Raw genomic sequence first — 25,538 nt, 5'->3', positions numbered from 1 at the left:
GCACCTGCATTCGCTGTTTACATCGCTACGGACGTCGTCTCGACATGACGCGGCAGGGTTACGCGAATTCGAGTGCCCAACTGGCGCTCGGGGTCTGCCGGGCTGTCGATGGTTATCTGTCCATAATGCTCTTCCACGATCGAATAGACCAGCGCAAGGCCCAGACCTGTTCCTTCGCCCGGATCCTTGGTGGTGAAGAAGGGCTCGAACAGGCGGTCGATGATGGCCTTGGGAATGCCGCTACCCTCATCTTCCACGATCAGGTCGACGGTGTGCTCGCCGGCCTCGCTGCGTACACGGATGGCGCCGCCGGGCGGTGAGGCGTCGCGGGCATTGGAAAGCAGGTTGATCAGCACCTGGGCCAGGCGTTGAGGGTCGCCGCAGACCAGGTGCTCGGGAGCGCACAGGTTGTAGAACTGGATGTCGAAGTTGCGCTTGTTCAGCGACAGCAGGCCGATGGCATCCTGCGTTACGTCGGCCAGGCAGACTGGCTCGTCGCTACGCTGGTGGCTACCGGAGTGGGCAAAGCTCATCAGTGACTGGACGATACGTGATACACGCCGGGTCTGTTCCAGGATCTGCCCGCTGATCTCGGTCAGCTCGGCATCGTTCTCGCGCTCTTCGCGCAGATTCTGCGCCAGGCAGGCGATACCAGTGATGGGGTTGCCGATCTCGTGCGCCACGCCGGCAGCCAGGCGGCCGATGGAGGCCAGGCGTTCGGAGTGCACCAGCTTGTCTTCGAGCAGTTGAGTCTCGGTCTGATCCTCGACCAGCAGTACCAGGCCGCTGTTTCCGGGAGCCAGCGGCTCGTCGATGGCGGCCTTGTGCAGGTTGAGCCAGCGAATCTGCCCGTCAACTTCCAGGTGCTGCTTGTGCAGGTGCTGATCTGGTCGTTCGATAAAGTCCTGAAGCAGGCTTTGCCAGGGCTCGCTCAGGGTGCTCAGGCGCGAGCCGACGATGCGCTGGGCAGGTATCTCGGTGAGTTCCTCCATTGCCCGGTTCCACATCAGAATCTCCTGATCCTTGGCCAGTGAGCAGACGCCCATGGGCAGTTCCTGCAGCGTCTGGCGGTGGTAGCGGCGCAGTGCGTCGAGCTCGGCGGCAAGACCGGTAAGGCGCGATTGGTAGTCCTCCAGCCGGCTTTCGATGAAGTGAATGTCCTCGGTGACGTAACCCTCGCTGCCGGATTTGTACGGCAGGAAGGTCTCGACGATGTCCTGCGCCACGCTCGGTCCCATCAGGCCCGAGAGGTTGGCCTCGATACGGTCGCGCAGGCGGCGCAGGGCATAGGGACGGCTTTCGTCGAACGGCAGGTGCAGGTCGCGCAGGGCCTGCTCCACCTCGCGCTGTGCCGTTTTGGCGCCCAGCGGTTTGGCCAGTTGTGCGGCAAAGTCCTGTGGCGATACGGCGACCAGTTCACGGCGTTGCGGGCGGCGCACGTTGTCCACTGCACAGGCTTCGGCGGCGCTCTTCTCCTCGGGACTGGCCTCGGTAAACAGTGAAACCAGAGTGAATGCCAAGACGTTGGCGGCTAGCGAGGCGATGGCCGCCAGGTGCCAGCTGGCATCGTCGAGCACATAGACAATGTTGAGCAGTGGCAAGTAGAAACCATCCAGATTGCCGAGCAGTGGCAGCAGCATGCCCAGAGTCCAGACCGTAATGCCGGCCAGCAGTCCGGCCAGGAAGCCGCGTCGGTTGGCTGTCTGCCAGTACAGTACCGAGAGCACCCCTGGCAGGAACTGTAGGGTAGCGACGAAGGCGACGATGCCAAGGTTGGCCAGATCCTGCTGGGCACCGAGCAGTAGGTAGAAGCCGTAACCGGCCATGATGATGAAGACGATCAGCGTGCGCCGTGTCCATTTCAGCCAGCGGTAGATGTTGCCTTCGGCCGGTGGTTGGTACAGCGGCAGTACCAGGTGGTTCAGCACCATTCCCGAGAGGGCCAGGGTAGAGACGATGATCAGTCCGCTGGAGGCGGAAAGCCCGCCGATGTAGGCGAGCAGGGCCAGGGTTTCGTTGTTGATGGCAATACCCAGACCGAGGGTGAAGTATTCCGGATTGGTAGTGGCCCCCAATTTCAGACCTGCCCAGAGGATCAGCGGTACAGCCAGGCTCATCAGCAGCAGGAACAGCGGCAGGCCCCAACTGGCGCTGACCATGGCGCGGGGGTTGAGATTCTCGGTGAAGGTCATGTGGTACATGTGCGGCATGACTATGGCTGAGGCAAAGAACACCAGCAGCAGGGTACGCCAGGGACCTTCCTGCAGCGGGGTGTGCAGGGTCGATAGCGCCGCCTGATTCTGCACCAGCCACAGTTCCAGTTCGCGTGGGCCGCCGAATACTTCGTACAGCGCGTACAGGCCAATGCTGCCGAGCGCCACCAGCTTGACCAGCGACTCGAAGGCGATGGCGAACACCAGACCTTCGTGCTTTTCGCGGGTGGCGATATGACGGGCGCCGAAGAGGATGGTGAAAAGGATGATCAGTGCGCAGTAGCCCAGCGCCACTTTTTCCTGTAACGGCTCGCGGCTGAGTATGCCGATGGAGTCGGCCACCGCCTGGATCTGCAGGGCCAGCAATGGCAGTACGCCGATCAGCATGAACAGGGTGGTCAGCGCGCCGGCCCAGGTGCTGCGGAAGCGGAAGGCGAACAGGTCGGCCAACGATGACAGTTGGTAGGTTCGGGTGATGCGCAGGATCGGATAGAGCAGCACTGGGGCCAGCAGGAAGGCTCCGGATACTCCCAGGTAGCTGGCGAGGAAACCGTAGCCGTACTGGTAGGCCAGGCCGACGGTGCCGTAAAAGGCCCAGGCGCTGGCATACACGCCCAGCGACAAGGTGTAGGTCAGCGGGTGGCGAATGATCCGGCGTGGGATCAGGCCGTGCTCGCTGAGCCAAGCCACGCCAAAGAGTATCAGCAGGTAGCCGGCGCTGATCAGAATCAGCTCGCTCAGGCTATAGCTCGTCAGCATCGCGTTGGCTCTGCAGGATGAAGGTTACGACGATCAGGATCAGCCACAAGAGGTAAGGCCGGTACCAGGCGCCATGAGGGTCGATCCACCAGTCCATGATGGCCGGTGAGAACAGATAGATTCCCACCACGAGGATCAGAACCAGTCGATAGATATACATGTGATGCCTCGTCCAAAGCTGCCCCGATGGTAAAGGAAGCCGGGGCGATCCGGCCACTCGCTGCTGCCTGGGACATGCTGGCGCTTAGCGCAGTTCGGCTTCTGCCAGAGTTCGTTGGCGCGGAATGCGAGTGACATCCCAGTGGCTGACCCCCCAGGCCAGCAGTTGCCCTGGAGGGCAGCCTTGCAGTTCAGGTGGTGGCTGTTGCCCCAGTGCCCGTAGCGCGCGTTGCAGCAGTGGCCCGGCCTGATCCGCAGAGAGCGGAGGGGAGCGGTAGCTCTTGCCGAGCTTGTGGCCGTCCGGTTGGATCAGCAGGGGAACGTGCAGGTAACGCGGTTGCGGCAGGCCAAGTAGTTCCTGCAGGTAGAGCTGGCGCGGGGTGGAGTCAAGCAGATCGGCACCGCGCACCACGTCGGTCACGCCCTGCCAGGCGTCATCCAGTATCACCGCCAACTGGTAGGCAAACAGTCCGTCACGACGGCGGATCACGAAGTCGCCTACTTCATGGCTCAGATGCTGGCGAAACTCGCCTTGTACGCGATCCGTGAACTGGTACTGCAGATTTGGCACGCGCAGGCGGATGGCAGCGTCCTGTTGCGGGTGGCAGGCGTTGCGGCAGAAACCGGGATAAATGCCGGCGTAGCCCTCGAGTTGTCGGCGTGAGCAAGTGCAGGCATAGGCCAGACCCTGGTCGTAGAGTCGCGTGAGTACCGCAACGTAATCGGCTATACGTTCGCTCTGGCGCACTATCTCGCCGTCCCATTCAAAGCCATAGGCTTCAAGTGTGCGTAGGATCGCATCCTGGGCACCGGGCATTTCACGTGGCGGGTCGAGATCCTCCATGCGCAGCAGCCAGCGCCCGCCTGCGGCACGGGCGTCTAGATAGGAGGCCAGGGCAGCGACCAGCGAGCCAAAGTGCAGGTAGCCGCTGGGCGTGGGGGCGAAACGCCCGATATACAGGGTGCTCATCGGATTCTGTGGGTTCGCTTCATACAATCCTGCGTCTGTTGTTGCGGCGCAGGCCTGCAGTTTAAAGCGTCCGAGTGCTTTTTCGGATATTGCACGTGGCCGGCGGGCGCAGCGGAGACCTCGCTCGGCAGCAGACGAATACTGAACGGGGCGCCTAAGCGCCCCGTTTTTGCCGATCAGGAACCGATCTGCTTTTCCTTGATTTCCGCCAGAGTCTTGCAGTCGATGCATAGGGTGGCGGTGGGGCGCGCTTCGAGGCGGCGGATACCGATTTCCACTCCGCACGACTCGCACCAGCCGTACTCATTGTCTTCGATCAGTTGCAGGGTATCGTCAATCTTCTTGATCAGCTTGCGCTCGCGGTCGCGGGCGCGCAGCTCCAGGCTGAACTCCTCTTCCTGACTGGCGCGGTCGGCCGGATCCGGGAAGTTGGCTGCTTCGTCCTGCATGTGGTTCACGGTGCGATCCACTTCCTGCATCAGCTCCAGCTTCCACTTGTTCAGGATGCTGGTGAAGTGAGCGCGCATCGGCTCGCTCATGTATTCCTCGCCCTTCTTCTCTTGGTAGGGCTCGAAACCACGAATCAGCTGGCTGGTGCTTTTAGCTTTTTCTTTTGTGGGCATGATGGCGCCTCTCACTCATTCAAGTCCATCGCGCAGGTTATTCCATTGCCAGACATTTGTCCGGCCCTGCGACTGAGAACGGGCGAACTTACCAGATCGCTTCGGGGGGCGCTACTCCCCCTGTATTGCTTCTCGCACGTGGGTTGCAGAGAAATACCGACGAGGGCGTTGATGGCGGAGCTACGCCTTGTAGTGCGGCGAAGCAGGGCTGTTAGAATCCGGGCTCCGCAACTCTTAAGACAGAATTATGGCTCAGCTCTATAGCGGGCGCAGTCGCGCCATCGAACCCTTTCACGTGATGGCTCTTCTGGCCAGGGCCAACGAGCTGCAGGCAGCCGGTCACGATGTTATTCATCTGGAAATCGGCGAGCCGGACTTCACGACTGCCGAGCCGATCGTGCGTGCCGGGCAGGCTGCACTGGCTGCCGGCCATACCCGCTACACCGCCGCTCGTGGGCTGCCGCAGCTGCGCGAGGCGCTGGCCCGTTTCTACGCCGAGCGTTATCGGGTGGAGCTGGATCCTCAGCGCATTCTCATCACCCCTGGCGGCTCCGGTGCGCTATTGCTGGCATCCAGCCTGCTGGTGGATCCGGGGCGACACTGGCTGCTGGCCGATCCTGGATATCCGTGTAATCGCCACTTCCTGCGACTGGTCGAGGGGGCGGCCAAACTGGTGCCGGTAGGCCCCGAGGTACGCTACCAACTGACACCACAACTGCTGGAGAAGCATTGGGACGGCGATAGCGTCGGTGCCCTGGTAGCCTCGCCGGCCAATCCCACTGGCACTCTGCTGCACCGGGAGGAACTGGCCGCGCTGTCGAGTACCCTCAGGCAGCGCGGTGGCCACCTGGTAGTGGACGAGATCTACCACGGTCTGACCTACGGCTGCGACGCGCCCAGTGTGCTGGAGGTGGACGACGATGCCTTTGTGCTTAACAGTTTCTCCAAGTACTTCGGTATGACCGGCTGGCGCCTGGGCTGGCTGGTGGCGCCAGAGAACGCGGTGCCGGAGCTGGAGAAACTGGCGCAGAACCTCTACATCAGCGCTCCGTCCATGGCTCAGCATGCGGCCCTGGCCTGCTTCGAACCGGAAAGCCTGGCAATCTTCGAGCAGCGTCGGCATGAATTCCAGCGCCGTCGTGATTTCCTGCTACCGGCTCTGCGCGAGTTGGGTTTTGGCATTGCCGTGGAGCCGGAGGGGGCCTTCTATTTATATGCCGACATCAGCGCCTTTGGCGGCGATGCCTTTGCCTTCTGCCGGCACTTCATCGAGACCGAGCACGTGGCCTTCACCCCGGGGCTGGACTTTGGCCGTCACCAGGCCGGCCATCACGTGCGCTTTGCCTATACCCAGAGCGTCGAGCGTCTGGAACAGGCGGTTCAGCGTATCGCCCGTGGTCTGCAGAGCTGGAATCCCGATGCAGTTTGACCCGCCGCTGGAGGAAGGGCGCCTGCTGCGGCGCTACAAACGCTTTCTCGCCGACATCGAGACCGCTGGCGGAGAGCAGATGACCATTCACTGTGCCAACACCGGCTCGATGCTCAACTGCATGAGCGAAGGCTGCAGGGTGTGGTTCAGTCGCAGCAACGACCCGAAGCGCAAGCTGCCCGGCAGTTGGGAGATCAGCGAAACGCCCCAGGGGCGGCTGGCCTGCGTCAACACTGCGCGCGCCAATGGCCTGGTGGAGGAGGCGTTGCGGAGCGGCGTGATCCGGGAGCTGGCCGGCTTTACCGCATTGCGTCGGGAGGTGCGTTATGGCGTGGAAAACAGTCGCGCCGACTTTCGTCTGGAGTACGCGGAGGGAGCGGCCTATGTCGAGGTAAAAAACGTCACCCTCGGCTTCGACGATACATCGGTGGCAGCCTTCCCCGATGCCGTGACCGAGCGTGGCGCTAAGCACCTGCGCGAGTTGGCGGCGCTGGCCCGCGCCGGAGTGCGAACCGTGCAGTTGTACTGTGTGACTCTGTCGGGCATCAGTGCGGTACGGGCGGCCGGGGAGATCGATCCGGTCTATGCAGCCGGGCTGCGTGAGGCAAAGGCGGCCGGGGTCGAGGTACTGGCTTATGCGGCGCAGATCAGTCCCGGCGGAATCCACCTGCAGCGAAGGATCGAGGTGCTGCTCTAGGTTTCTTACAAGCAGTGCCTGTGCCGCTGGGAGAACCTTGTCGGTTGTGGTCGATCAGGGCGGCGGGAGTATCCAGATACCTTCGGCATCCTCTCGGCAGGGAATGGCTTGCAGTGACTGTCCGGCGCAAGGGCCGGCCACGCATTCGCCGCTTTCTATAAGAAACAGTGCGCCATGGGTGGCACAGCGGATCAGGCTGCCGCTGTCATCGAGAAAACTGTCCGGCTGCCATTCCAGCGCAATGCCTCGGTGTGGGCAGCGGTTCAGATAAGCGTGTACCTGGCCGTGGCGGCGGACGGCCAACAGATTCAGGTGTTCAAGCAAAAAGCCCCGGCTCTGGCCTTCGGTCAGTTCGCAGGGGGAGCACAGTCGGATCATCGCGGTCTCCATGGCGGATGCCGTGATTATCCCGCAGGAAAAAGGGGGGCGCATCCTTGCGCCAAGTGGAGCGGGCTTCTCGGCATGGTGCGCCGCTGGACGACGCACCATGTCGGATCAGAACTGCCAGGATGCAGACACTCGGAAGGAGCGGCCGGGCTCGCTGTAGTAGTCGACCGGTTGCGGCGTCGTGCGGCCATTGCTGCTGCCTGGAACGTTGATGGCGTTCCAGTACTTCTTGTCGAACAGGTTGAACAGGCCTGCCTGCAGGCGAACTCCTTCCAGTGCGGCCGGCTGCCAGTAACCGGTCAGATCAATCACGCCATAGCCGGGCGCTTTGAAGTCGTCGTCGTTTTCTACCTTGTCGCGACGGCGGGCGGAGGTAAGCGTCAGATCGGCACCGTGATTCTGGCGGGTGTAGCTCAGGCCCAAAGTGGCAGTGAGCGGGGCGACAGAGTTCAGGTGCTGATTGGTTTCGCGATCCTTGCCCACGGCCCAGGCGATGCTGCTCCAGGCTTTCCAGTCCGGGGCGAACTGCCAGTGAGCAGTGCCTTCGGCGCCGTAGATACGCACCTTGCTACGGTTTTCCATGATCTCGAAGAAAGTTGGAAATTCTCCGGGCTGGAAACCATAGTCCTCTTCATTGGCGGTGATGGAGTCAATGAAGTTGCGATAATGGTTGTCGAACAGGCTGATGGAACCGCCTGCGCGCTCGTCACCCAGACGTGCGCCGACTTCGTAGCCAGTGCTTTTCTCGGGCTTGAGGTTGGGGTTGCCGACTCGGGCATAGCCCATCCCGGAGTTGATGAAGGTGCTGTAAAGCTCATTCACGTCCGGTGCGCGGAAACCTTGTGCCCACTGAGCGTAGAAGGTGGCCAGCTCGCTGGCTTGCCAGCTCAGTAGCAGGCTGCCGGACCAACTGGAGTCCTTGTTGTCAGTGATCATTACGCTGTCACCAGCGAGCACGTAATCGCTAGTGCCGCTTTCAGGCCGGTACTCGTAACGGTCGTAGCGGATTCCGGGGGTCAGGGTCAGATTGTCGGTCAGGCTGATCTCGTCCTTCAGGTACAGGCCATAGAGGGTGCCCGGGGTCTTCGGCATTTCCGCTTGGTTGGTGTGCAGGTTGATGCAGGAGTAGTAGATGCCGGCCGGCGTGCTGTCCGGACGGGGCGGGAAGGGCGGCACCAGGTTGCTCGGGCAGGCGTCGTAACCACCACTGTACTGTTCGGCTACCACTCGGCTCCATTCCACGCCTAGGCTCAGATTGTGCTGGCCCAATTGCTTGCCGAGGGCGCTGGTAATGCCGTATTGGCTCTTCTCGATCTCGTTTTGGCGTCCGAACGGGCCGGCAAGTGTGCCGGCGCGGGTGGCCTTCACCTGATCTTCGCGGTACAGCTTCTGCCAGTAGACGATGGTATCTGCCCAGTCGAGCAGGCTGTTGTTGTCGGCGGCGCGGTACTGGTGGTCTACCGAGAAGCGCCGGCGCTCGTTGGTCTCACGGGTGTCATAGTGGTTCGGGTAGTTGGCGGTGCCCTGGTTGATGCGGCTGTCGAAGTCTTCCACGCGCTCGAACCATTCGGCGGTCAGCCCTAGGCGATGTTCGTCACTCAGCTTCTGTTGGAGCTTGAACAGCAGGTTCTGCTGATCGCTGTCGGCCGGGTTGCTCTTTGTGCGTTCTGTGCCGAGTACGCCGTTATTGCCCCGATTTTCCAGTTCGTGCCCGCGGCGACCACCGGCCTGCAGCAGCCAGGAGGTGTCGTTGATGCGCCCGGCAAGGGCCGCATTCAGGCCTCGGCTGTGGTCGGCACTGTCGTAGTCGCTCTTGATCAGGCCGGCGAAGTCGTCTTGTTCGCCGAGCAGGTCATCCGGGCTCAGAGTGTGCAATTGCAGGGCACCGCCCAGGGCGCCCGAGCCAAACTGACTGGAGTTTGCTCCGCGCACTACATCGATGCTCGACAGGCTTTCGAAACCGATGCTGTCCAGGCCGCCGTTGACATCGCGGACGACGTCGTTCAGCCAGGGCAGGCGGATGCCGTCCAGAGTCGTCAGGACACGATCCCGATCCAGTCCACGGATATTGATGCTGTTGTTGTTGCGGTTGAAGTTCACACCGGGTTCGGCCCGTCGTGACAGATCGTCAAAGCTGCGGATCTGCCGACGCTCCAGGGTTTCCGCAGTTGTGCTGGTGGTGCCGGGCTTGGCCTCCGGATCAGTGGTGGCAGTTACCTCTACGTAAGGCAGTTCGGTCGTCGTGGCTGCCAGAGCCAGGGAAGGGCACAGCAGCAGAAGAGCGAGCCATGGGCGGCGGGCAAAGGGTGGGCAAGCGGGCATGAAGAGACTCCATCATTGCGGTGGGCAGTTCTGCGACTGCCTGGTTGGCGATTGCCGCAAACACTAATCATGTCGTATGGCTAATGCAAATACTTCTCATGTATATTCTGTTTTTTCGCCTGTGCCGGAGATGACGTGGCCTGTCGTCCTGGTCGGCAATCGTCCGTGAAGAAGGGGAATGACCTGATGAACAGCGCAACTGCCAACACAGCTGTCCAGCCAACTGCCGACCTGTACCAGGCCTGGCAGCTACTTCGTCAACAGCAGCCACGTCTGCGTGCCCGTGAGGCAGCCGCTCGACTTGGGGTCAGCGAGGCTGAGCTGGTGGCCAGTCGCTTGTCAGTCGATGCCGTGCGCTTGCGTCCGGATTGGGCCGAGATGCTGCCGTCGCTCGGTGAGCTGGGTACGGTGATGGTGCTGACTCGCAATGAACACTGTGTGCACGAGCGCAAGGGTGTTTATCGCGAGGTGAGCGTAGCGGCTTCCGGTCAGATGGGGCTGGTAGTTTCTGCCGATATCGACCTGCGGCTGTTCCTTGCCGGCTGGGCCAGCGTATTTGCCATCACCGAAGATACCGATCGCGGGCTGCAGCGCAGCATTCAGGTGTTCGATCAGCAAGGCGTTGCCGTACACAAGGTCTTTCTGACCGAGCGCAGCGAAGTGGCTGCCTGGCAGCCGTTGGTCGAGCGTTTCCGTGGAGAGCAGGACGCCGATCTGCAACTGCAGGCACCCGCACCTGCACCGCAGCTTAAAGACGACGCCGCGATTGATGTGCAGTCGCTGCGTGAAGGCTGGGCGGCTCTGAAGGATACGCACCATTTCTTCGCGCTGCTCAAGCGTCATGAGGTGGCTCGTACCCAGGCACTGCGTCTGGCGGGTGTGCAGTGGGCCGAGAAACTTCCCCTGTCGGCGCTGACTGCTTCGATGGAGCAGGCCGCCGCTGCCGCCATGCCGATCATGGTGTTTGTCGGCAACCGTCACTGTATTCAGATTCATACCGGAGTCGTGCAGAACCTGCGCTGGATGGATAGCTGGTTCAATGTGCTTGACCCCGAGTTCAACCTTCACCTGCAGACCGCCGGCGTTACGGAGTTGTGGCGAGTGCGTAAGCCAAGCAGCGACGGCGTGATCACCAGCCTTGAGGCTTTCGATGCCGAGGGTGAACTGGTGATTCAACTGTTCGGGGCGCGCAAGCCTGGCGTGCCAGAGCGTGATGACTGGCGCGCGCTAGTTGAGGCCCTGCCGGCGTAGAGCTGATCGTGCATCCGGCTGGGCTTAGCGCCTGGCCGGTCAATCTCGTGTGAAGGAGAGAGTCATGCGTCTTGCGCATATTCTGGGCGGCCTGATGGCCGCCCTGATGTTTCCCGGTCTGCTGCTGGCTGGCGAGTCGCTGCCGCAACGCTGGGTAAGTTCCGGTGGTGCGCTCAGCGAATGGGTGGTGCGACTGGGGGGGGAGGCGCGTCTGGTGGGGGCCGACACTACCAGTCGTCATCCGCAGTCTTTGACCCAGCTGCCAAGTATCGGCTACCAGCGACAACTGGCGGCTGAAGGGATTCTGGCTCTGCGTCCGGATCTGCTATTGGGAACGGAGGAAATGGGGCCGCCGCCGGTGCTGGAGCAACTCAAGGCCGCCGGTGTGCGTATTGAGCAGCTGAGTGCCCGGCCCGAACTGGATACCCTGCAAGCCAACCTACAGCGACTGGGTGTGCTGTTGGGGGATGAGGCTGCAGCGCAGAGCGCTTTCGCCGATTATCAGGAGCGTTTGCAGGAGCAGCAGCGCTGGGTTGAACAGGCTCAGCGTGAGCAGGATGCGCCTGCAGTCCTGCTGTTGCTCGGGCATGCTGGCGGTACGCCGATGGCTGGAGGGCGGGAAACAGTCGCTGACTGGATGATCCAGCATGCCGGTGGGCGTAATCTGGCTACCCATCCGGGGTTCCGCGGTCTTTCCAATGAGGCGCTGTTGGCGCTTGATCCGGAAGTAGTGATTATTGCCGACCGTGCTCTGGAGGGGGAGGCCGCCAAGCGTGCGCTGCTGCAGCAAAACCCGGCTCTGGCGCAGACTCGTGCCGGGCGTGCGGGGCGATTGCTGGTGCTTGATCCGACTCTGCTGGTCGGCGGTCTCGGGCCGCGCATGCCCGATGGCCTGGCGATGCTTGCCGCAGGCTTCTATCCTGCCAGCCCGTCTCTTGCCGTCGAGGTCGGGCGCCAGCTATGAGTTCTTCCAGTCGGGCACGCCCGCTTTTCATCGTCCTGGGTCTGACGCTACTGCTGGCTCTGTGGTTGTCTCTGGCGCTTGGGCCTGTCAGCTTGCCGTTGGCTGATACCTTGCGGGTGTTGCCGCGCCTGTTGGGCTTGCCACTGGCAGGGGATCTGGCCGGCAGCCAGGTCGAGCTGATTCTCGAGCAGATCCGCATGCCTCGCACCCTACTGGGGTTGGCGGTAGGCATGGTGCTGGCGCTGTGTGGTGTAGCCATGCAGGGGTTGTTCCGCAATCCGCTGGCTGATCCCGGTCTTGTAGGGGTTTCCAGCGGTGCGGCGCTTGGCGCAGCGCTGGCCATCGTCGGTGGTTCTGCGCTGGGCGGCTGGCCGGAGTGGCTGTCCCCCTACCTGTTGTCGGCATTTGCCTTTGCCGGCGGTCTGCTTGTGACGGCTCTGGTCTATCGCCTGGGGCGGCGCGATGGACAGACTAGCGTGGCAACCATGTTGCTGGCCGGTATTGCTCTCACGGCCCTGGCCGGTGCGGCCATCGGCCTGTTCACCTATCTGGCTGACGATGCCACTCTGCGTACTCTTACCTTTTGGAACCTGGGTAGTCTCAATGGTGCCAGCTATGTCCGGCTGTGGCCGCTGCTGCTGGCTACGCTGGTCGTGGCGCTTTGGCTGCCGCGGAGGGCTCGGGCGCTCAATGCCCTGCTGCTGGGCGAGTCGGAGGCGCGGCACCTTGGCTTCGATGTCGAGCGACTCAAGCGTGAGCTGGTGTTCTGCACGGCGCTGGGAGTGGGCGCAGCCGTGGCTGCAGCCGGGATGATCGGCTTCATCGGTCTGGTGGTGCCACATCTGATGCGTCTGCTGGTTGGTCCTGATCATCGCCTGCTATTGCCAGCCTCGGCGCTGGCAGGAGCGAGCCTGCTGTTGCTGGCCGATCTGGCGGCACGCCTGGTGCTGGCTCCGGCCGAGCTGCCTATCGGGATTGTCACCGCGCTGATCGGTGCGCCGTTTTTTCTCTATCTGCTGATGCGGGGAAGACACTGATGCTCCAGGTCGAACAATTGGAAATCCGCCGGGGCCGGAGCCTGGTACTTAGCGGTATCGACCTGCAGTTACTGCCGGGGCAGGTGTTGGGGGTGCTGGGGCCGAATGGAGCAGGCAAGAGCACGCTGCTGGCGGCGATGGCAGGCGAGCTGTCGGCCAGTTCCGGGCAGGTTCTGTTGGAGCAGCGGGCGTTGTCCGAGTGGATAGGGGCGGAGAGGGCCCGTCGTCTGGCGGTATTGCCGCAGAGTTCGACGCTCGGCTTTGCCTTTCGTGTCGAGGAAGTCGTGGCCATGGGCCGTCTGCCGCATGCCAGTGGTCGTGCCCGCGATGCCGAGATCGTCGAACAGGCGTTGCAGGCTGCCGATGCCGGACATCTGACCGGGCGCAGCTATCTGGCCCTGTCGGGGGGCGAACGTCAGCGCGTGCACCTGGCGCGGGTGCTGGCGCAGTTGTGGCCAGGCGGCCAGGGGCAGAGTCTACTGCTAGATGAGCCAACCTCAATGCTTGATCCGTTGCATCAGCACACCTGCCTGCAGACGGTGCGCAAGCTGGCCGAATCGGGTGTGGCGGTGTTGGTGGTGCTTCACGACCTCAACCTGGCCGCACGCTATTGCGACCGTCTGCTGCTGCTGGAGCAGGGAAGACCTCATGCCCTGGGTACACCGGATGAAGTGCTGCGAGCCGAGTCGCTGCGAGCCGTGTTCGGTCTGGAGGTGCTGGTGCAGCACCACCCTGAGCGGGGACATCCGCTGATCATTGCACGCTGAAAACGGGGGCGTCATGCGAATCCTGCTGCTGAGTTGTTTGTTGCTACTGACGGCATGCCATCGCTCGCTGGCTCTGCCGCCACCGGAGCCGTTGGTGCCCTTGAGTGACAAACAGGCGGATGTGGGGCGTATCGTCGAGCTGGCCAGCGGTAAGACGCTCAGCCCGCAGCAGCTGTTGGAGCGGTTGGCGCCGGCCCGTCGGGTGCTGGTGGGCGAGCGACACGATCATCCGGATCACCATGCCCTGCAATTGTGGCTGCTGCGTGAGTTGTCACGGTTGCGTCCGCAGGGCAGCGTGTTGATGGAAATGCTCGATCCTGGCCAGCAGGCGCAAGTGCAGCAGGTGCAGGAACAGGCTCGGGCTGGCCATGTCCCGCATGATCTGTATACCGCGCTAGCCTGGCAGGCGTGGTGGGACTGGTCGCAGTATGGGCCGCTGGTCGTGCATCAGTTGCGTCAGCCCTACCCGCTACTGGCAGCCAATCTTGAACGCCACGAAATCACCCGCATCTACTGGGAGCGACCCGTACTGCAGGGGCGTCGCTCAGGTGCTGAGCAGGTGAAGGCGAAGCTGCTGCAAATCATCTCTGAGTCGCACTGCGGGTTGTTGCCCGAGAGTCAACTGCCGGCAATGCTGGGGGTTCAGCAGCAGCGTGACCGGCGCATGGCCGAGGCGTTGCAGGCGGCGCCACAGCCCGGCCTGTTGCTGGCGGGGAGCTACCATGTGCGCAAGGATCTGGGGGTTCCCCTGCATCTGGCGGATCTTGGCGAGCAGGATCAGGGGGTGGTGCTGATTCTGGCCGAAAGCGGCCGCCCGCTGGATGCGACCATGGCCGATTACGTCTGGTACACGGCGGCGCTGCCGGAGCAGGATCACTGCGTCAAACTGCGACCCTAACCGCTATTTACTGGCGACAGGCAGGCTATTCTCCGCGCTTTGCTACTCGGGAGCCCGTGTCATGTCCGCTGATGTCCGTGACCTGCTGCAACGCTACTTCAACGCCCTTAATGATCGGGATCTGCGCGCCTGCCTGGCGCTGGTACACGACGATTTGATCCTGGAACCCAACCAGGGTTTTATCGAGCGGGGGCGGGAAGCCTTTGCCGCCTATCTCGAGCGGTACCTGCGCTGCTACCGGGAAAACTGCGAGCAACTGGTGATCCTGAGCGATCCTCACGGCCATTACGGAGCCTGCGAATACCAGGTCAGCGGCGAGTACCTCGATACCGATGAGGGACTGCCCGAGGCCTGCGGCCAGCACTATCGGATGCGAGTGGCTGCCTTCTTCGAAATTCGCGATGGTTTGATCGTCCGTATCAGTCTGCATTTCAACCTGCCGCAGTGGCTGGCGCAGGTAGATGAGTGAAGTGGCGGAAGGGGCGTTTCGTACAGGCAAAAAAAGACCCGGCAAAAGCCGGGTCAATAACCGTGATTAGCCTGATGAGGAGATAACCTGAAGAGTCCGACTGAAGGTCTCTTTAGCTTATCGGCTGATCTCGCGACCAGTTGGGTTAATAATAACTATTCTCATTTATAAGTCAAGGCTTTTTTTGAGAAATCTTCTCAGCTGCTATCAGGGGATGGCGTAGATCAGTGTTCATCGGCCATGCGCAACTGGGTAACCTCCTTATTTAGTAGGTCGATTCGCCGTGCCATGCTCTCGATCAGGCTGTGGGCGATACGTGGGTTGCTCTGCATCAGGCTGAGGAATTGATCCTTGGGAATAACCATTACTGTACAGGGTTCGCTGGCGATAACTGTGGCACTGCGTTTTTCCCGAGTGAACACAGCCATTGCTCCGAAAATTTCGTCCTTCTGTACGTCACCAACCTTCTGCCCGTCGACCCAGGCTTCGGCATGTCCTTCAATAATGATGAATACGTGGTCGGCTTCATCTCCCTGGTGAATCAGCGGCTCGCCGGCGGCGAAGTGCTGAAAGCCTGTGGCTGGGCGGATCTCTGGCTGCCTCAAGCGGGCCAGGGCGTCGGAGAGCAGGGCGGTATGGCCGACAAGATAATGGATGAACTGTTCCTGGCGCTGTTCGCTGGCATAGATGTGCTGGAATACCTCGCTGCGCAGGTAGGGAATCAGGCTGATGGGTTCTTCGCTGCTATAGCGGCAGCTGGGTAGCTCGATACCCTGGCGCAGACCGACCAGGTCGCCCTCCTGCAGGTAGAACAGCGGGCGTTCGTCGACCACCGCATGCAGCAGGCCGCTTTCGATGATGAAAAGCTGGTTGCTCGGCAATTGTCGGGCCAGATCTTCAGTTCGCTCCAGACGCAGCGTCTCCCCGGATTGCTGCAGACCCTCCAGTAGTTGGCAAGGGATGCTCTGCAAGCGACTGATCAACTGATCGGCGTAGGCCGGTTGCTCACCGAGTAGATACATGACGGTAGTTCCTTGAACGGGCTGGGCTGTTTGACACCACGAACGTCCCCAAAACGATAGGCCGCGCCGCGATCCGAGTAAATCTCCGTGCAATGGTGTTGTGAGCTAGCTCCTGTTGTCACTTCGGGCAGCGGTCAGTTTGGCATTCAGTCCGGCTTTGTGTTCTGGTGACAGTGCAGTCCAGGGTATGTCCAGCAAAGCTCCCTCAATGGCATAGAGCAATACCCGCGAAGCTCCGAAGCCACGGGCATGTACGGCAAGAAAGGCTCCGACGGCGCCGTGGCGGCGCAGATCATCGAGACTATGAATGCCTACGGCATGTAGCCACTGGGCTGAGGTTTTGCCTATGTTTCGGAGGTTCTGAAGTTCGTCGTTCATCGGATCATCCTGCTGGCACTGGCGGCTCCTTCGACGAAGGCCGGGTTCAGGCGGGAACCTGGAGTTTGCCGGATATCGGTAATTCAACGGTTGCGGTAGCGCAGGCGGGTACCAAAGTTGACCGACATGAGGATTTCGTCGGCCCCTAGTTCGACGGGGAAGTAGGCGCCGGAAATCTGTGTGTGGGCCAGGCTGGCGCCCTCCAGTCGGCTCTCTCGCAGATCCAGACCGCGCAGATCCGCACCGCGGAAGTAGGCGTTACTGAAGTCGACGTTGCGGGCGTTCATGTTGCGCAGGTCGAGCCCGCGGAAGTCACCGCCAGACAGGTCGATGACCTGATCTTCGGGCTTATGGGCATTGAAGCCCTTTATGTCTTCGCTATGCAGGAATTGGTAGAGCGGATGATCGAGCTGACGTGGCTGGGTCATGGCTGATACCGGTGATGGGCTCACCGGCAGTATAGAAGCTCTGCCAGGCTTTGCCTGGCAGAGCGCCAGTTGATAGCGCCGGTCAGATTCCCGGGAGGCGCTGGCGAATCCGTTCCAGTAGCGCATCCAGGCTGGCGCTGTCGTGAGTGTCAACTCGCCTGCTGTGGGCCAGCTCCTCTGCATCGAGCGCTTCGCGTCCGGCCTGTTGTGCCTGCACCACCTCCTGAGTAGCCTCGGAAGGATCCAGACCTTCGCGCTGGCGTTGCTCCAGTCTGCCGGAGATAACCGCGTCGGGTGCCTGGCAGTCGATGATCAGGAAAGGGCTGCCGGTCTCTTCGGCGATTTCACTGGCAGCCTGGCGTTGTGCAGCCTTGAGGTAGGTTGCGTCGATGACCACCGGGAAGCCGGCGAGCAGCGCCTCGCGGGCCAACTGATGCAGGCGCTGGTAAGTCGCCAGGCTGGCCTCGGTGCCATAAATGCCACCTTCTAGCTGGCCTTGCGCGGATTCCGGCTGAGCGCCGAACAGGCGTTTGCGCTCGACATCCGAGCGCAGACGGACGGCTCCGAGAGCTTCGACCAGGCGCATGGCTACATGACTTTTTCCCACAGCGGATACCCCATGGGTGATGGCCAGGAAGTGTGAGGGGATGCGGCTGTAGCTTTCCGCCAGAGAGGCATAGTTACGATATTGGCGCAGGATGACGGCGCGTTGCACCGGGTCCTGTTCCTGCCCCAGGCGGAACAGTGCGACCTTGCCGCGCACCATGGCCCGGTAGGCCTTGTAGAAATCCAGCAACTGCAGTGCGGCGTAGTCGCCGGTGTGTTCCAGCCAGTTGTTGATGAAGCGTCTGGCCAGGGACTTGAGGCCACGATCCTCGAGGTCCATCGCCAGGAAGGCGATGTCGGCGGTGACATCGATCAGGCGGAACGGCTCGTTGAATTCGATGCAGTCGAACAGCACCACGCGCCCGTCGATCTGCGCAGCATTACCCAGGTGGATGTCGCCGTGGCATTCACGGATGAAGCCCTTCTGCTTGCGTTCGGCAAGCAGCGGCAGCAAGCGCTCGTAGCTGGCCTGTGCCCAGTCCTGCAGAGCGTCGAGCTGCTGCAGGTCTGCCTTGTCGGTGAGCAGCGGGCGAATCTGTTCGAAATTCTGCAGCACCGGCTGCATCACGGCTTCGGCGCTGCCCAGCGGATGTTCCAGCGGTACTCGCGGGGCTTGCTGGTGGAAGATGGCAATCTGTTCTGCCAATGCATCGATATGCGCGGCGGCCAGCTCGCCGCGGGCCTGCAGGGCGCTAAGCAGCTGCTCCTGGGGGAACTGACGCATTTTCAGCGCGTACTCGATGGCGGGAGTGTCTCCAGTCAGGCAGGGCGTGTTCTCGCTACCGCCGATCGGGATTACCTCCAGGTACAGATCCTGAGTCAGGCGCTGGTTGAGGCGCAGCTCTTCTTCGCAGAAATGACGGCGGGCGTCGAGGGTGGTGAAGTCGAGAAAACCGAAGTTGGCCGGCTTCTTGATCTTGTAGGCATAGGAGCCGGTGAGCAAAACCCAGGAAATGTGGGTCTCAATGACCTGAAACCCTTCCACGGGATGCGGATACAGGGCCGGGTTCTGTAGGGCGGCAATCAGGGCTTGGCTCACGTGCGATCCTTGTGCTGGGACTGTTCGAACTCGGCATTATGGCTGCTGTGAGCCTCTGTGCAAACCTTTCGGGCGGCGCTGCCGACCCTCATTTCAAAGTGCGTATAATTCGCCCATGACTCGACAACGCTCCTCTCGCTCAAGCAAGAAACCTCGCTCATCCGGTGTTCGCCCATGGATCGTCTGGGGCGGCAAGCTCGCTCTGGTCGGCCTGGTGGTTCTGGCTGGCTTCGCCATCTATCTCGACGCGGTCGTGCAGGAGAAGTTCTCCGGCAAGCGCTGGACTGTGCCGGCCAAGGTTTACGCCCGTCCGCTGGAATTGTTCGTTGGCCAGAAGCTGGACAAGGGTGACTTCTTGCGTGAACTCGATGCCCTGGGGTATCGCCGCGAGAGTGCCGTGAGCGGGCCGGGAGGTGTTTCGGTATCCGGCAATCAGGTAGAGCTGCACAGCCGCGGTTTTCAGTTCTACGAGGGGGGCGAGCCGGCACAGCGGGTTCGAGTGCGATTTTCCGGCGACTACGTGGCAGGCCTGAGCCAGGCTGATGGCCGCGATCTGGCGGTGGCCCGTCTGGAGCCCTTGCTGATTGGTGGTCTGTATCCAGCGCACCAGGAGGATCGCATTCTGATCAAGCTGGATCAGGTGCCGGCATATCTGATAGACGCACTGGTGGCGGTGGAAGATCGCGATTTTTTCGATCACTTCGGGGTTTCACCCAAGGGCATTGCCCGGGCGCTCTGGATAAACGCCTCTTCCGGGCGCCTGGTACAGGGTGGCAGTACCCTGACCCAGCAATTGGTGAAGAATTTCTACCTGACCAACGAGCGTACGCTGCTGCGCAAACTCACCGAAGCCATGATGGCGGTGTTGCTGGAGCTGCACTACGACAAGCAGGAAATTCTTGAGGCCTACCTTAATGAAGTGTTCCTTGGTCAGGATGGTCAGCGCGCGGTTCACGGTTTTGGCCTTGCCAGTCAGTATTTCTTCAGTCAGCCGGTTTCCGAACTGAAGCTCGATCAGGTGGCCTTGCTGGTAGGAATGGTCAAGGGGCCGACCTACTACAATCCGCGTCGCAATCCTGAACGCGCCATGGCGCGGCGCAATCTGGTACTGGATCTGCTGGCCGAGCAAGGCTCGATTACGCCTGAAGAGGCTGCTGCGGCCAAACAGAAGCCGTTGGGCATCACCACGCGCGGCAGTATGGCTGACAGCTCTTTCCCGGCGTTTCTTGATCTGGTCAAGCGTCAGTTGCGCGAGGACTACCGGGAGCAGGATCTGACCGAGGAGGGGCTGCGCATCTTCACCAGCCTGGACCCGGTTCTCCAGCTCAAGGCTGAAGAGGCACTGGCCGAGACCCTCAAGCGTCTGGAAGGGCGCAAGGGAGTGGACGAGGTGCAGGCCGCAATGGTGGTTACCAACCCGGAAACGGGCGAGATCCAAGCGCTGATCGGCAGTCGCCAGCCACGCTTTGCCGGTTTTAACCGGGCGGTGGATGCGCTGCGACCAATCGGCTCGCTGATCAAACCGGCAGTTTATCTGGCCGCGCTGGAGAGGCCGAGCCAGTACACCCTGACCAGTTGGTTGAAGGATGAGCCCTTTTCCATCAAGGGGAAGGACGGTCAGGTATGGACGCCACAAAACTATGACCGCAAAGCTCACGGCACCATTTACCTGTACCAGGGCCTGGCTCAGTCCTACAACCTTTCCACGGCCAGGCTTGGTTTGGCGATTGGCGTGCCTGAGGTGCTCAAGACACTTGAGCGGTTGGGGGTGGAGCGCAAGTGGCCGGCCTATCCGTCGATGCTGCTTGGTGCCGGTGCGCTGACACCGATGGAAGTAGCGGGCATGTACCAGACGCTGGCCAACGGCGGTTTCAATACGCCGCTGCGTGGCATTCGCAGTGTGCTGACCGCCGACGGTCAGCCGCTCGGGCGCTATCCGTTCCAGATCCAGCAGCGTTTCGACCCGGGAGCCATCTACCTAGTGCAGAACGCCATGCAGCGGACTATGCGCGAGGGTACCGGCCGCTCGGTTTACAACCAGTTGCCAGCCTCGCTGAGCCTGGCTGGCAAGACCGGAACCAGCAACGATTCGCGCGATAGCTGGTTTGCCGGTTTCAGCCAGGATCTGCTGGCCGTTGTCTGGCTTGGACGCGATGACAACGGGCCGACGCCGCTGACCGGGGCGACCGGTGCCCTGCAGGTATGGGCCGGCTTTATGCGCAAGGCCGATCCGCAGCCACTGCAGATGCCACAGCCGGACAATGTGACTCTGGCCTGGATCGATCGGCAGAGCGGTTTGGGATCGGCCTCCGGCTGCCCGAATGCGGTGCAGATGCCTTATATTCGCGGCAGCGAGCCGGCTCCCGGTCCTGCCTGCGGTATTCAGGCACCGGTTGAATCGGTGATGGACTGGGTGCGCGGCTGGTTGGAATGAAAGCCGGGTCGTGCGGCCCGGTGTGACCTGAAGAGGATTGGATGTGAACAAGAAGTGGTTTGCCAGCCTGCTGGCAACGGCGGTTCTGGGGGGATGTACCACGGTTCCGCAGGGGGCGATCCCGGTTATTGATGCCGGTACTCCGCTTTCTCCCGGTGCATCCGGCCCGGCACTAGCGCCTGCCCCGGCTGCCGCGCCGCAACGCATCGAAGAAGACACGGGGGTGGTGGTGATGGTGCCGCAGGGAGTGGTTTCCAGCCCACTGCAGACCGATCCGCAACCGTTGGACAGCAGTAGCGGCCTGACTTTCGACCCGCCCGCACAGATGTCGCAGGATGTTTTGGGCGCGCAACAACCTGCCATGCCCAGCGGAATTCCGCTCTCCGGTGCGTTGGCAGCCGATGAGCAACTGGACGGGCCGGTGCTGGCGCTGCTGACTACCGCGCAGCAGCAGCAGGGCGGCGGTGACCTCAATGGTGCGGCGTCCAGTCTCGAACGTGCTCAGCGCATTGCGCCGCGCGAGCCGCAGGTGCTCTACCGCCTGGCCGAGGTGCGCTTGGCCCAGGGCGATGCCGCGCAGGCCGAACAACTGGCCCGACGTGGACTGACCTACTCTAGCGGTCGTCCGGCTTTGCAGGCTAGCTTGTGGAACCTCATCGCTCAGGCCCGCGAGCGGCAGGGGGATCCGTCTGGTGCTGCGCAGGCCCGTGAGCGTGCCAGGGTCAGTCTGTAATGGATGAGCGCAGTGGGCAGGTGGCTGAGCAGTTGCTGCTGATCGAGCGTGAGCTGCGCATGCTGGGCTGGTGGCAGGAGGAGGCGCCGAGTGCCGAGGCGCTGGCCAGTCGCGAGCCGTTCTGTATCGATACTCTGACTTTTGAGCAGTGGCTGCAGTGGATATTTCTGCCACGTATGAAGCAACTGCTGGAAAGCGCTGCGCCGCTGCCGCCGGTTTCGGGGATTCAGGCCATGGCCGAGGTGGTGTACCGCGAACAGCCAGGCCTGACGCAGCGGCTGCAGGCGCTGCTGGGCGAATTTGACCGGTTGATCACGCGTACGTCCTGAGGACGTACGCAGGCTGTATCAGTTGCAGTGTTCCGCGATGGACTTCTTCAGGTCGGCGATGCGCTGCTGACGCTCATTCTCGTCGATGCGACGAACTTCGCCTTCCTCCTCAATGCGTAGGCGCGGGTTGTTCTCCAGCTGAGCCAGGTTGGTGCGGGCGTTCTCGCAGAACTGCTTACGCTCGGCTTCCTCTGCAGCTACTTGCTCCTTGACCTTTTTATCGATGGCCGCCTGCTCGGGGTCGAGCGGCTCTTCGTTGCTTGGTGCCGGCTCGCTGGTCGTAGGGCGGGGGGCTGGTATGGATGGATTTACCGTGGTTGCCTGCTGACCTTGTGGAGGCTGTGCGCCAAAGTGAGTTACGCCTTGCTCGTCCACCCACTTGTAGATCTGTCCGGCCATGGCCGTCGTGCTCAGGGCAAGCATCAGGGTGCCAGTGAGAATCATGTGGCGCATGCGGTTTCCTTAAATCGAGAGCTGCGGTGCTGGCGGTTACTATAACCAAAAGCCGGCGCTCGTCATCCTGAGCTGCGTCACAGCAGAGACGTGAAGATTAGGCTAAGCATCTCTTGACTTGAACTCCCCGAAGTCGAACAATTCACCCCTTCCTCCGTAGTGGAGTCCGCCGCAAGCGTCCTTCAGCTCGGGGGAAAAAGGCGCTACCCGCGCCGCACCGCGACACCCGCAACGCGTTACCTCGCGCTGGGAGGGTCAGCCCCGCAAGACCATGGGCTGCTCCGTTACTCGTCAAGCTGATGTTCCGAATCCACGATCATCCTCGTGTGTGTCTGCTGACAGTAAGAACCTACATAGGGCTGCCCGTTGCGGGTGGCATTCTGGCGTTTAAGAGGTGAACAACGTGGAGCTTTTATCCGGCGCTGAAATGGTCGTCCGCTTCCTGCGAGACGAAGGCGTGAAGTACATCTACGGGTACCCGGGCGGTGCTCTCCTGCATATCTACGATGCCCTGTTCAAGGAGCCGGCGGTAACGCATATCCTGGTTCGTCACGAGCAGGCAGCCACTCACATGGCCGATGGCTATGCGCGTGCGACCGGCAAGGCCGGCGTCGTGCTGGTTACCTCCGGTCCGGGAGCTACCAACGCCATTACCGGTATCGCCACTGCCTATATGGACTCGATTCCGATGGTGGTGATTTCTGGTCAGGTGCCGAGCGGCATGGTGGGCACCGACGCCTTCCAGGAAACCGACATGGTCGGCATTTCCCGCCCCATCGTGAAGCATAGTTTCATCATCAAGCACCCGTCGGAAATTCCCGAGGTGCTGAAGAAAGCCTTCTATCTTGCCGAGTCTGGTCGCCCCGGTCCGGTGGTGGTTGACATTCCCAAGGACATGGGTGACCCGACCCAGAAGTTCGAATACGTCTATCCGAAAAAGGTCAAACTGCGTTCCTATAGCCCGGCCGTACGTGGCCATTCCGGGCAAATCCGCAAAGCGGCAGAGATGTTGCTGTCGGCCAAGCGTCCGGTTCTGTATTCCGGCGGCGGCGTGATCATGGGCAATGCCTCGGCACCGCTGACCGAGCTGGCGCAGATGCTCAATCTGCCGGTGACCAATACGCTGATGGGCCTTGGCGGCTATCCGGGAACCGATCGCCAGTTCCTCGGCATGCTCGGTATGCACGGCAGTTACACCGCCAACCTGGCGATGCACCATGCCGACGTGATCCTGGCTGTTGGTGCGCGTTTCGATGACCGCGTGATCAATGGCGCGGCCAAGTTCTGCCCGAATGCCAAGATCATCCACGTCGATATCGACCCTGCCTCGATCTCCAAGACCATCAAGGCCGACATCCCGATTGTTGGCCCGGTCGATAGCGTGCTGACCGAGATGGTCGCCATTCTTAAGGAAATTGGTCAGGCTCCAAATAAGGACAGCGTGGCCAGCTGGTGGAAGCAGATTGATGAGTGGCGCGGTGGTGGTCGCCTGTTCCCCTATAACGAGGGCGATGGTTCGATCATCAAGCCGCAGACTGTTATCGAGACCCTGTGTGAAGTGACCAGGGGCGATGCCTACATCACTTCCGATGTCGGCCAGCACCAGATGTTCGCGGCGCAGTACTACAAATTCAACAAGCCCAATCGCTGGATCAACTCCGGAGGCCTGGGCACCATGGGTTTCGGTTTCCCCGCTGCGATGGGCATCAAGCTGAACTTCCCGGACGCCGATGTGGCATGCGTGACCGGTGAGGGCAGCATTCAGATGAATATTCAGGAAATGTCGACCTGTCTGCAGTACGACCTGCCGGTGAAGATCGTCAACCTGAACAACGGCGCACTGGGCATGGTTCGTCAGTGGCAGGACATGCAGTACAACAGCCGCTACTCGCATTCCTACATGGAGTCGCTGCCTGATTTCGTCAAGCTGGCTGAGGCCTATGGCCACGTCGGCATGCGCATCACCGAGCTGAAGGATCTCAAACCGAAGATGGAAGAGGCCTTCGCGATGAAGGATCGTCTGGTATTCCTCGACATCGCGGTGGACTCCAGCGAGCACGTCTACCCGATGCAGATCAGGGACGGTGCGATGCGTGACATGTGGCTGAGCAAGACGGAGCGGACCTAAATGCGACACATCATTTCCCTGCTGCTGGAAAACGAGCCGGGCGCACTGTCCCGCGTGGTCGGTCTGTTCTCCCAGCGCAACTACAACATCGAAAGTCTCACCGTGGCTCCCACCGAGGATCCGACGCTATCGCGCCTGACCCTGACTACTATTGGGCAGGACGAAGTGATCGAGCAGATCACCAAGAACCTCAACAAATTGGTCGAGGTGGTCAAGCTGGTCAACCTGTCGGAGAGCGCGCATATCGAGCGTGAACTGATGCTGGTGAAGATCAAGGCCACCGGCGCCCAGCGTGCCGAGGTCAAGCGCACTACCGACATCTTCCGCGGCCAGATCGTGGATGTGACCAGTAGCGTCTACACCGTGCAGCTTACCGGCACCAGTGACAAGCTGGACAGCTTCCTGCAAGCCATCGGTACGGCCTCCATTCTGGAAACCGTGCGCAGCGGTGTCACCGGCATTGCCCGGGGAGACAAGGTGCTGAGTATCTGATTCTGCCGGCCGCTCCGGCTACAGACTCAGGTTGTCAGAAATGGCCAACGCCCCGACTTGTTCGGGGCGTTGGCGTTTTACGTCGACCTTTCTCTTGCGCCTGACGAGGCTTCGCCTGGATCTCAACTACACCATGTCCCGGGACGTAATCTACCCGCCGTGGTGATTGTTGGTTGCAGCAGTTTTAGCAGGCCAGAATGTATGGCTGTTGGCATACGCAGCTACTTCACCGATCACCAGAATCGCCGGGCTTTTCAGGTGGAAGTGAATCGCCCCGGCTTTTGTGGAGGCCGTTTCGTTTAAGTCAGGCCGCCATGGCCTGACCTGCTTGTTGCTGGTGGAAGTTTGCCTCAGCCTCCGCTGGCGGGATATAGCCGATTGAGCTCAACAGCCGCTGGTGGCTGTACCAGTGCACCCATTTCAGGGTCGCCATCTCAACAGCTTCGCGGCTCTTCCACGGCTGGCGGTAAATCAGCTCGGCCTTGTACAGACCATTGATGGTTTCGGCCAATGCGTTGTCGTAGCTGTCGCCCTTGCTGCCAACCGAGGGC

25 protein-coding genes are annotated in these 25,538 nt (G+C 61.4%); 13 read left to right on the top strand and 12 right to left on the bottom strand.

Annotated elements, in window-relative coordinates; all coding sequences use genetic code 11:
* Window positions 1-17: 17 nt before the first annotated feature.
* The 4 genes from NCCP436_RS08385 to dksA form a co-directional block, all read right to left on the bottom strand.
* Window positions 18-2,972: a sensor histidine kinase gene (locus tag NCCP436_RS08385; protein WP_220803536.1), complete on the bottom strand. Its 2,955-nt coding sequence runs from the start codon at window positions 2,970-2,972 to the stop codon at window positions 18-20.
* Window positions 2,956-3,132, bottom strand: a complete 177-nt coding sequence (locus tag NCCP436_RS08380) for a hypothetical protein (protein WP_220803535.1) — start codon at window positions 3,130-3,132, stop codon at window positions 2,956-2,958. Before NCCP436_RS08380 ends, NCCP436_RS08385 begins: the two co-directional genes overlap by 17 nt.
* Before the next feature lie 84 nt (window positions 3,133-3,216).
* Window positions 3,217-4,101, bottom strand: a complete 885-nt coding sequence (gene gluQRS / locus NCCP436_RS08375; RefSeq protein WP_220803534.1) for a tRNA glutamyl-Q(34) synthetase GluQRS — start codon at window positions 4,099-4,101, stop codon at window positions 3,217-3,219.
* A gap of 176 nt (window positions 4,102-4,277) precedes the next feature.
* Window positions 4,278-4,724 carry an RNA polymerase-binding protein DksA gene (dksA, locus tag NCCP436_RS08370; protein ID WP_220803533.1) on the bottom strand — a complete coding sequence of 149 codons (447 nt, stop codon included), beginning with the start codon at window positions 4,722-4,724 and terminating at the stop codon, window positions 4,278-4,280.
* A gap of 247 nt (window positions 4,725-4,971) precedes the next feature.
* Between dksA and NCCP436_RS08365 the strand changes: the two genes are divergently transcribed.
* Both NCCP436_RS08365 and sfsA read left to right on the top strand, forming a co-directional pair.
* Window positions 4,972-6,153, top strand: a complete 1,182-nt coding sequence (locus NCCP436_RS08365; RefSeq protein WP_220803532.1) for a pyridoxal phosphate-dependent aminotransferase — start codon at window positions 4,972-4,974, stop codon at window positions 6,151-6,153.
* A complete protein-coding gene (gene sfsA / locus NCCP436_RS08360) occupies window positions 6,143-6,850 on the top strand; it encodes a DNA/RNA nuclease SfsA (protein WP_220803531.1) in 708 nt (235 codons plus the stop codon). The genes NCCP436_RS08365 and sfsA overlap by 11 nt, the downstream gene beginning before the upstream one ends.
* A gap of 54 nt (window positions 6,851-6,904) precedes the next feature.
* Here sfsA and NCCP436_RS08355 read toward each other — a convergent pair whose 3' ends face one another.
* A complete protein-coding gene (locus NCCP436_RS08355) occupies window positions 6,905-7,228 on the bottom strand; it encodes a Rieske (2Fe-2S) protein (protein WP_220803530.1) in 324 nt (107 codons plus the stop codon).
* Between the two features lie 117 nt (window positions 7,229-7,345).
* Window positions 7,346-9,559 (bottom strand): TonB-dependent hemoglobin/transferrin/lactoferrin family receptor, encoded by a 2,214-nt coding sequence (locus NCCP436_RS08350; RefSeq protein WP_220803529.1) that lies wholly within the window; start codon window positions 9,557-9,559, stop codon window positions 7,346-7,348.
* 186 nt (window positions 9,560-9,745) lie between these two features.
* Between NCCP436_RS08350 and NCCP436_RS08345 the strand changes: the two genes are divergently transcribed.
* The 6 genes from NCCP436_RS08345 (at window position 9,746) to NCCP436_RS08320 (ending at window position 14,945) form a co-directional block, all read left to right on the top strand.
* A complete protein-coding gene (locus tag NCCP436_RS08345) occupies window positions 9,746-10,810 on the top strand; it encodes a hemin-degrading factor (protein WP_220803528.1) in 1,065 nt (354 codons plus the stop codon).
* Window positions 10,811-10,874: 64 nt separating this feature from the next.
* Window positions 10,875-11,774 (top strand): hemin ABC transporter substrate-binding protein, encoded by a 900-nt coding sequence (locus NCCP436_RS08340; RefSeq protein WP_220803527.1) that lies wholly within the window; start codon window positions 10,875-10,877, stop codon window positions 11,772-11,774.
* Between the two features lie 50 nt (window positions 11,775-11,824).
* On the top strand, window positions 11,825-12,811 hold the full coding sequence (locus NCCP436_RS08335; protein ID WP_220803702.1) for an iron ABC transporter permease: 987 nt from the start codon (window positions 11,825-11,827) through the stop codon (window positions 12,809-12,811).
* Window positions 12,811-13,578, top strand: a complete 768-nt coding sequence (locus tag NCCP436_RS08330; protein ID WP_220803526.1) for a heme ABC transporter ATP-binding protein — start codon at window positions 12,811-12,813, stop codon at window positions 13,576-13,578. The genes NCCP436_RS08335 and NCCP436_RS08330 overlap by 1 nt, the downstream gene beginning before the upstream one ends.
* A gap of 13 nt (window positions 13,579-13,591) precedes the next feature.
* Window positions 13,592-14,476, top strand: a complete 885-nt coding sequence (locus NCCP436_RS08325) for a ChaN family lipoprotein (RefSeq protein ID WP_220803525.1) — start codon at window positions 13,592-13,594, stop codon at window positions 14,474-14,476.
* Window positions 14,477-14,537: 61 nt separating this feature from the next.
* Window positions 14,538-14,945, top strand: coding sequence for a nuclear transport factor 2 family protein (locus NCCP436_RS08320; protein ID WP_220803524.1), 408 nt, complete (start codon window positions 14,538-14,540; stop codon window positions 14,943-14,945).
* Window positions 14,946-15,169: 224 nt separating this feature from the next.
* Here the strand turns inward: NCCP436_RS08320 and NCCP436_RS08315 are convergent, their stop codons facing one another.
* The 4 genes from NCCP436_RS08315 to NCCP436_RS08300 form a co-directional block, all read right to left on the bottom strand.
* Window positions 15,170-15,967, bottom strand: a complete 798-nt coding sequence (locus NCCP436_RS08315) for a cyclic nucleotide-binding domain-containing protein (protein ID WP_220803523.1) — start codon at window positions 15,965-15,967, stop codon at window positions 15,170-15,172.
* A gap of 105 nt (window positions 15,968-16,072) precedes the next feature.
* The gene (locus NCCP436_RS08310) at window positions 16,073-16,345 is read right to left on the bottom strand and encodes a TfoX/Sxy family protein (RefSeq protein WP_220803522.1); all 273 of its coding nucleotides are present in this window, start codon (window positions 16,343-16,345) and stop codon (window positions 16,073-16,075) included.
* Window positions 16,346-16,428: 83 nt separating this feature from the next.
* Window positions 16,429-16,773, bottom strand: a complete 345-nt coding sequence (locus tag NCCP436_RS08305) for a pentapeptide repeat-containing protein (protein ID WP_220803521.1) — start codon at window positions 16,771-16,773, stop codon at window positions 16,429-16,431.
* An 82-nt stretch (window positions 16,774-16,855) separates the two neighbouring features.
* Window positions 16,856-18,418, bottom strand: coding sequence for a bifunctional aminoglycoside phosphotransferase/ATP-binding protein (locus tag NCCP436_RS08300; protein WP_220803520.1), 1,563 nt, complete (start codon window positions 18,416-18,418; stop codon window positions 16,856-16,858).
* Window positions 18,419-18,533: 115 nt separating this feature from the next.
* On the opposite strand from NCCP436_RS08300, the gene mrcB reads away from it, so the two are divergent.
* The 3 genes from mrcB to NCCP436_RS08285 are packed head-to-tail and all read left to right on the top strand — an operon-like array spanning window position 18,534 to window position 21,914.
* Window positions 18,534-20,852: a penicillin-binding protein 1B gene (gene mrcB, locus NCCP436_RS08295; protein ID WP_220803519.1), complete on the top strand. Its 2,319-nt coding sequence runs from the start codon at window positions 18,534-18,536 to the stop codon at window positions 20,850-20,852.
* Between the two features lie 43 nt (window positions 20,853-20,895).
* Window positions 20,896-21,585 carry a tetratricopeptide repeat protein gene (locus NCCP436_RS08290; RefSeq protein ID WP_220803518.1) on the top strand — a complete coding sequence of 230 codons (690 nt, stop codon included), beginning with the start codon at window positions 20,896-20,898 and terminating at the stop codon, window positions 21,583-21,585.
* Entirely contained in the window at window positions 21,585-21,914 is a 330-nt protein-coding gene (locus NCCP436_RS08285; protein ID WP_220803517.1) for a YqcC family protein, read from the top strand. The genes NCCP436_RS08290 and NCCP436_RS08285 overlap by 1 nt, the downstream gene beginning before the upstream one ends.
* Before the next feature lie 18 nt (window positions 21,915-21,932).
* On the opposite strand, the gene NCCP436_RS08280 is transcribed toward NCCP436_RS08285, so the two are convergent.
* On the bottom strand, window positions 21,933-22,367 hold the full coding sequence (locus NCCP436_RS08280; protein ID WP_220803516.1) for a DUF4124 domain-containing protein: 435 nt from the start codon (window positions 22,365-22,367) through the stop codon (window positions 21,933-21,935).
* Window positions 22,368-22,770: 403 nt separating this feature from the next.
* On the opposite strand from NCCP436_RS08280, the gene NCCP436_RS08275 reads away from it, so the two are divergent.
* Both NCCP436_RS08275 and ilvN read left to right on the top strand, forming a co-directional pair.
* The gene (locus tag NCCP436_RS08275; RefSeq protein ID WP_220803515.1) at window positions 22,771-24,495 is read left to right on the top strand and encodes an acetolactate synthase 3 large subunit; all 1,725 of its coding nucleotides are present in this window, start codon (window positions 22,771-22,773) and stop codon (window positions 24,493-24,495) included.
* Window positions 24,496-24,987, top strand: coding sequence for an acetolactate synthase small subunit (gene ilvN / locus NCCP436_RS08270; protein ID WP_220803514.1), 492 nt, complete (start codon window positions 24,496-24,498; stop codon window positions 24,985-24,987).
* Window positions 24,988-25,291: 304 nt separating this feature from the next.
* Here ilvN and NCCP436_RS08265 read toward each other — a convergent pair.
* The coding region (locus NCCP436_RS08265) for an integrase core domain-containing protein (protein ID WP_220803513.1) at window positions 25,292-25,538 on the bottom strand (247 nt) is incomplete at its 5' end.

Origin of the sequence: Pseudomonas sp. NCCP-436 (assembly GCF_019656335.1) — a bacterium.
Classification (GTDB): domain Bacteria; phylum Pseudomonadota; class Gammaproteobacteria; order Pseudomonadales; family Pseudomonadaceae; genus Aquipseudomonas.
Note: the sequence above shows the minus strand (reverse complement) of the source record. Positions and strands in the feature narration are given on the sequence as shown.

What these genes read in the sequence shown, in the direction of transcription:
- NCCP436_RS08385 (WP_220803536.1), bottom strand. Translation starts at nt 2,972, where the DNA reads ATGCTGACGAGCTATAGCCTGAGCGAGCTGATTCTGATCAGCGCCGGC.
- NCCP436_RS08380 (WP_220803535.1), bottom strand. Translation starts at nt 3,132, where the DNA reads ATGTATATCTATCGACTGGTTCTGATCCTCGTGGTGGGAATCTATCTG.
- gluQRS (WP_220803534.1), bottom strand. Translation starts at nt 4,101, where the DNA reads ATGAGCACCCTGTATATCGGGCGTTTCGCCCCCACGCCCAGCGGCTAC.
- dksA (WP_220803533.1), bottom strand. Translation starts at nt 4,724, where the DNA reads ATGCCCACAAAAGAAAAAGCTAAAAGCACCAGCCAGCTGATTCGTGGT.
- NCCP436_RS08365 (WP_220803532.1), top strand. Translation starts at nt 4,972, where the DNA reads ATGGCTCAGCTCTATAGCGGGCGCAGTCGCGCCATCGAACCCTTTCAC.
- sfsA (WP_220803531.1), top strand. Translation starts at nt 6,143, where the DNA reads ATGCAGTTTGACCCGCCGCTGGAGGAAGGGCGCCTGCTGCGGCGCTAC.
- NCCP436_RS08355 (WP_220803530.1), bottom strand. Translation starts at nt 7,228, where the DNA reads ATGATCCGACTGTGCTCCCCCTGCGAACTGACCGAAGGCCAGAGCCGG.
- NCCP436_RS08350 (WP_220803529.1), bottom strand. Translation starts at nt 9,559, where the DNA reads ATGCCCGCTTGCCCACCCTTTGCCCGCCGCCCATGGCTCGCTCTTCTG.
- NCCP436_RS08345 (WP_220803528.1), top strand. Translation starts at nt 9,746, where the DNA reads ATGAACAGCGCAACTGCCAACACAGCTGTCCAGCCAACTGCCGACCTG.
- NCCP436_RS08340 (WP_220803527.1), top strand. Translation starts at nt 10,875, where the DNA reads ATGCGTCTTGCGCATATTCTGGGCGGCCTGATGGCCGCCCTGATGTTT.
- NCCP436_RS08330 (WP_220803526.1), top strand. Translation starts at nt 12,811, where the DNA reads ATGCTCCAGGTCGAACAATTGGAAATCCGCCGGGGCCGGAGCCTGGTA.
- NCCP436_RS08325 (WP_220803525.1), top strand. Translation starts at nt 13,592, where the DNA reads ATGCGAATCCTGCTGCTGAGTTGTTTGTTGCTACTGACGGCATGCCAT.
- NCCP436_RS08320 (WP_220803524.1), top strand. Translation starts at nt 14,538, where the DNA reads ATGTCCGCTGATGTCCGTGACCTGCTGCAACGCTACTTCAACGCCCTT.
- NCCP436_RS08315 (WP_220803523.1), bottom strand. Translation starts at nt 15,967, where the DNA reads ATGTATCTACTCGGTGAGCAACCGGCCTACGCCGATCAGTTGATCAGT.
- NCCP436_RS08310 (WP_220803522.1), bottom strand. Translation starts at nt 16,345, where the DNA reads ATGAACGACGAACTTCAGAACCTCCGAAACATAGGCAAAACCTCAGCC.
- NCCP436_RS08305 (WP_220803521.1), bottom strand. Translation starts at nt 16,773, where the DNA reads ATGACCCAGCCACGTCAGCTCGATCATCCGCTCTACCAATTCCTGCAT.
- mrcB (WP_220803519.1), top strand. Translation starts at nt 18,534, where the DNA reads ATGACTCGACAACGCTCCTCTCGCTCAAGCAAGAAACCTCGCTCATCC.
- NCCP436_RS08285 (WP_220803517.1), top strand. Translation starts at nt 21,585, where the DNA reads ATGGATGAGCGCAGTGGGCAGGTGGCTGAGCAGTTGCTGCTGATCGAG.
- NCCP436_RS08280 (WP_220803516.1), bottom strand. Translation starts at nt 22,367, where the DNA reads ATGCGCCACATGATTCTCACTGGCACCCTGATGCTTGCCCTGAGCACG.
- ilvN (WP_220803514.1), top strand. Translation starts at nt 24,496, where the DNA reads ATGCGACACATCATTTCCCTGCTGCTGGAAAACGAGCCGGGCGCACTG.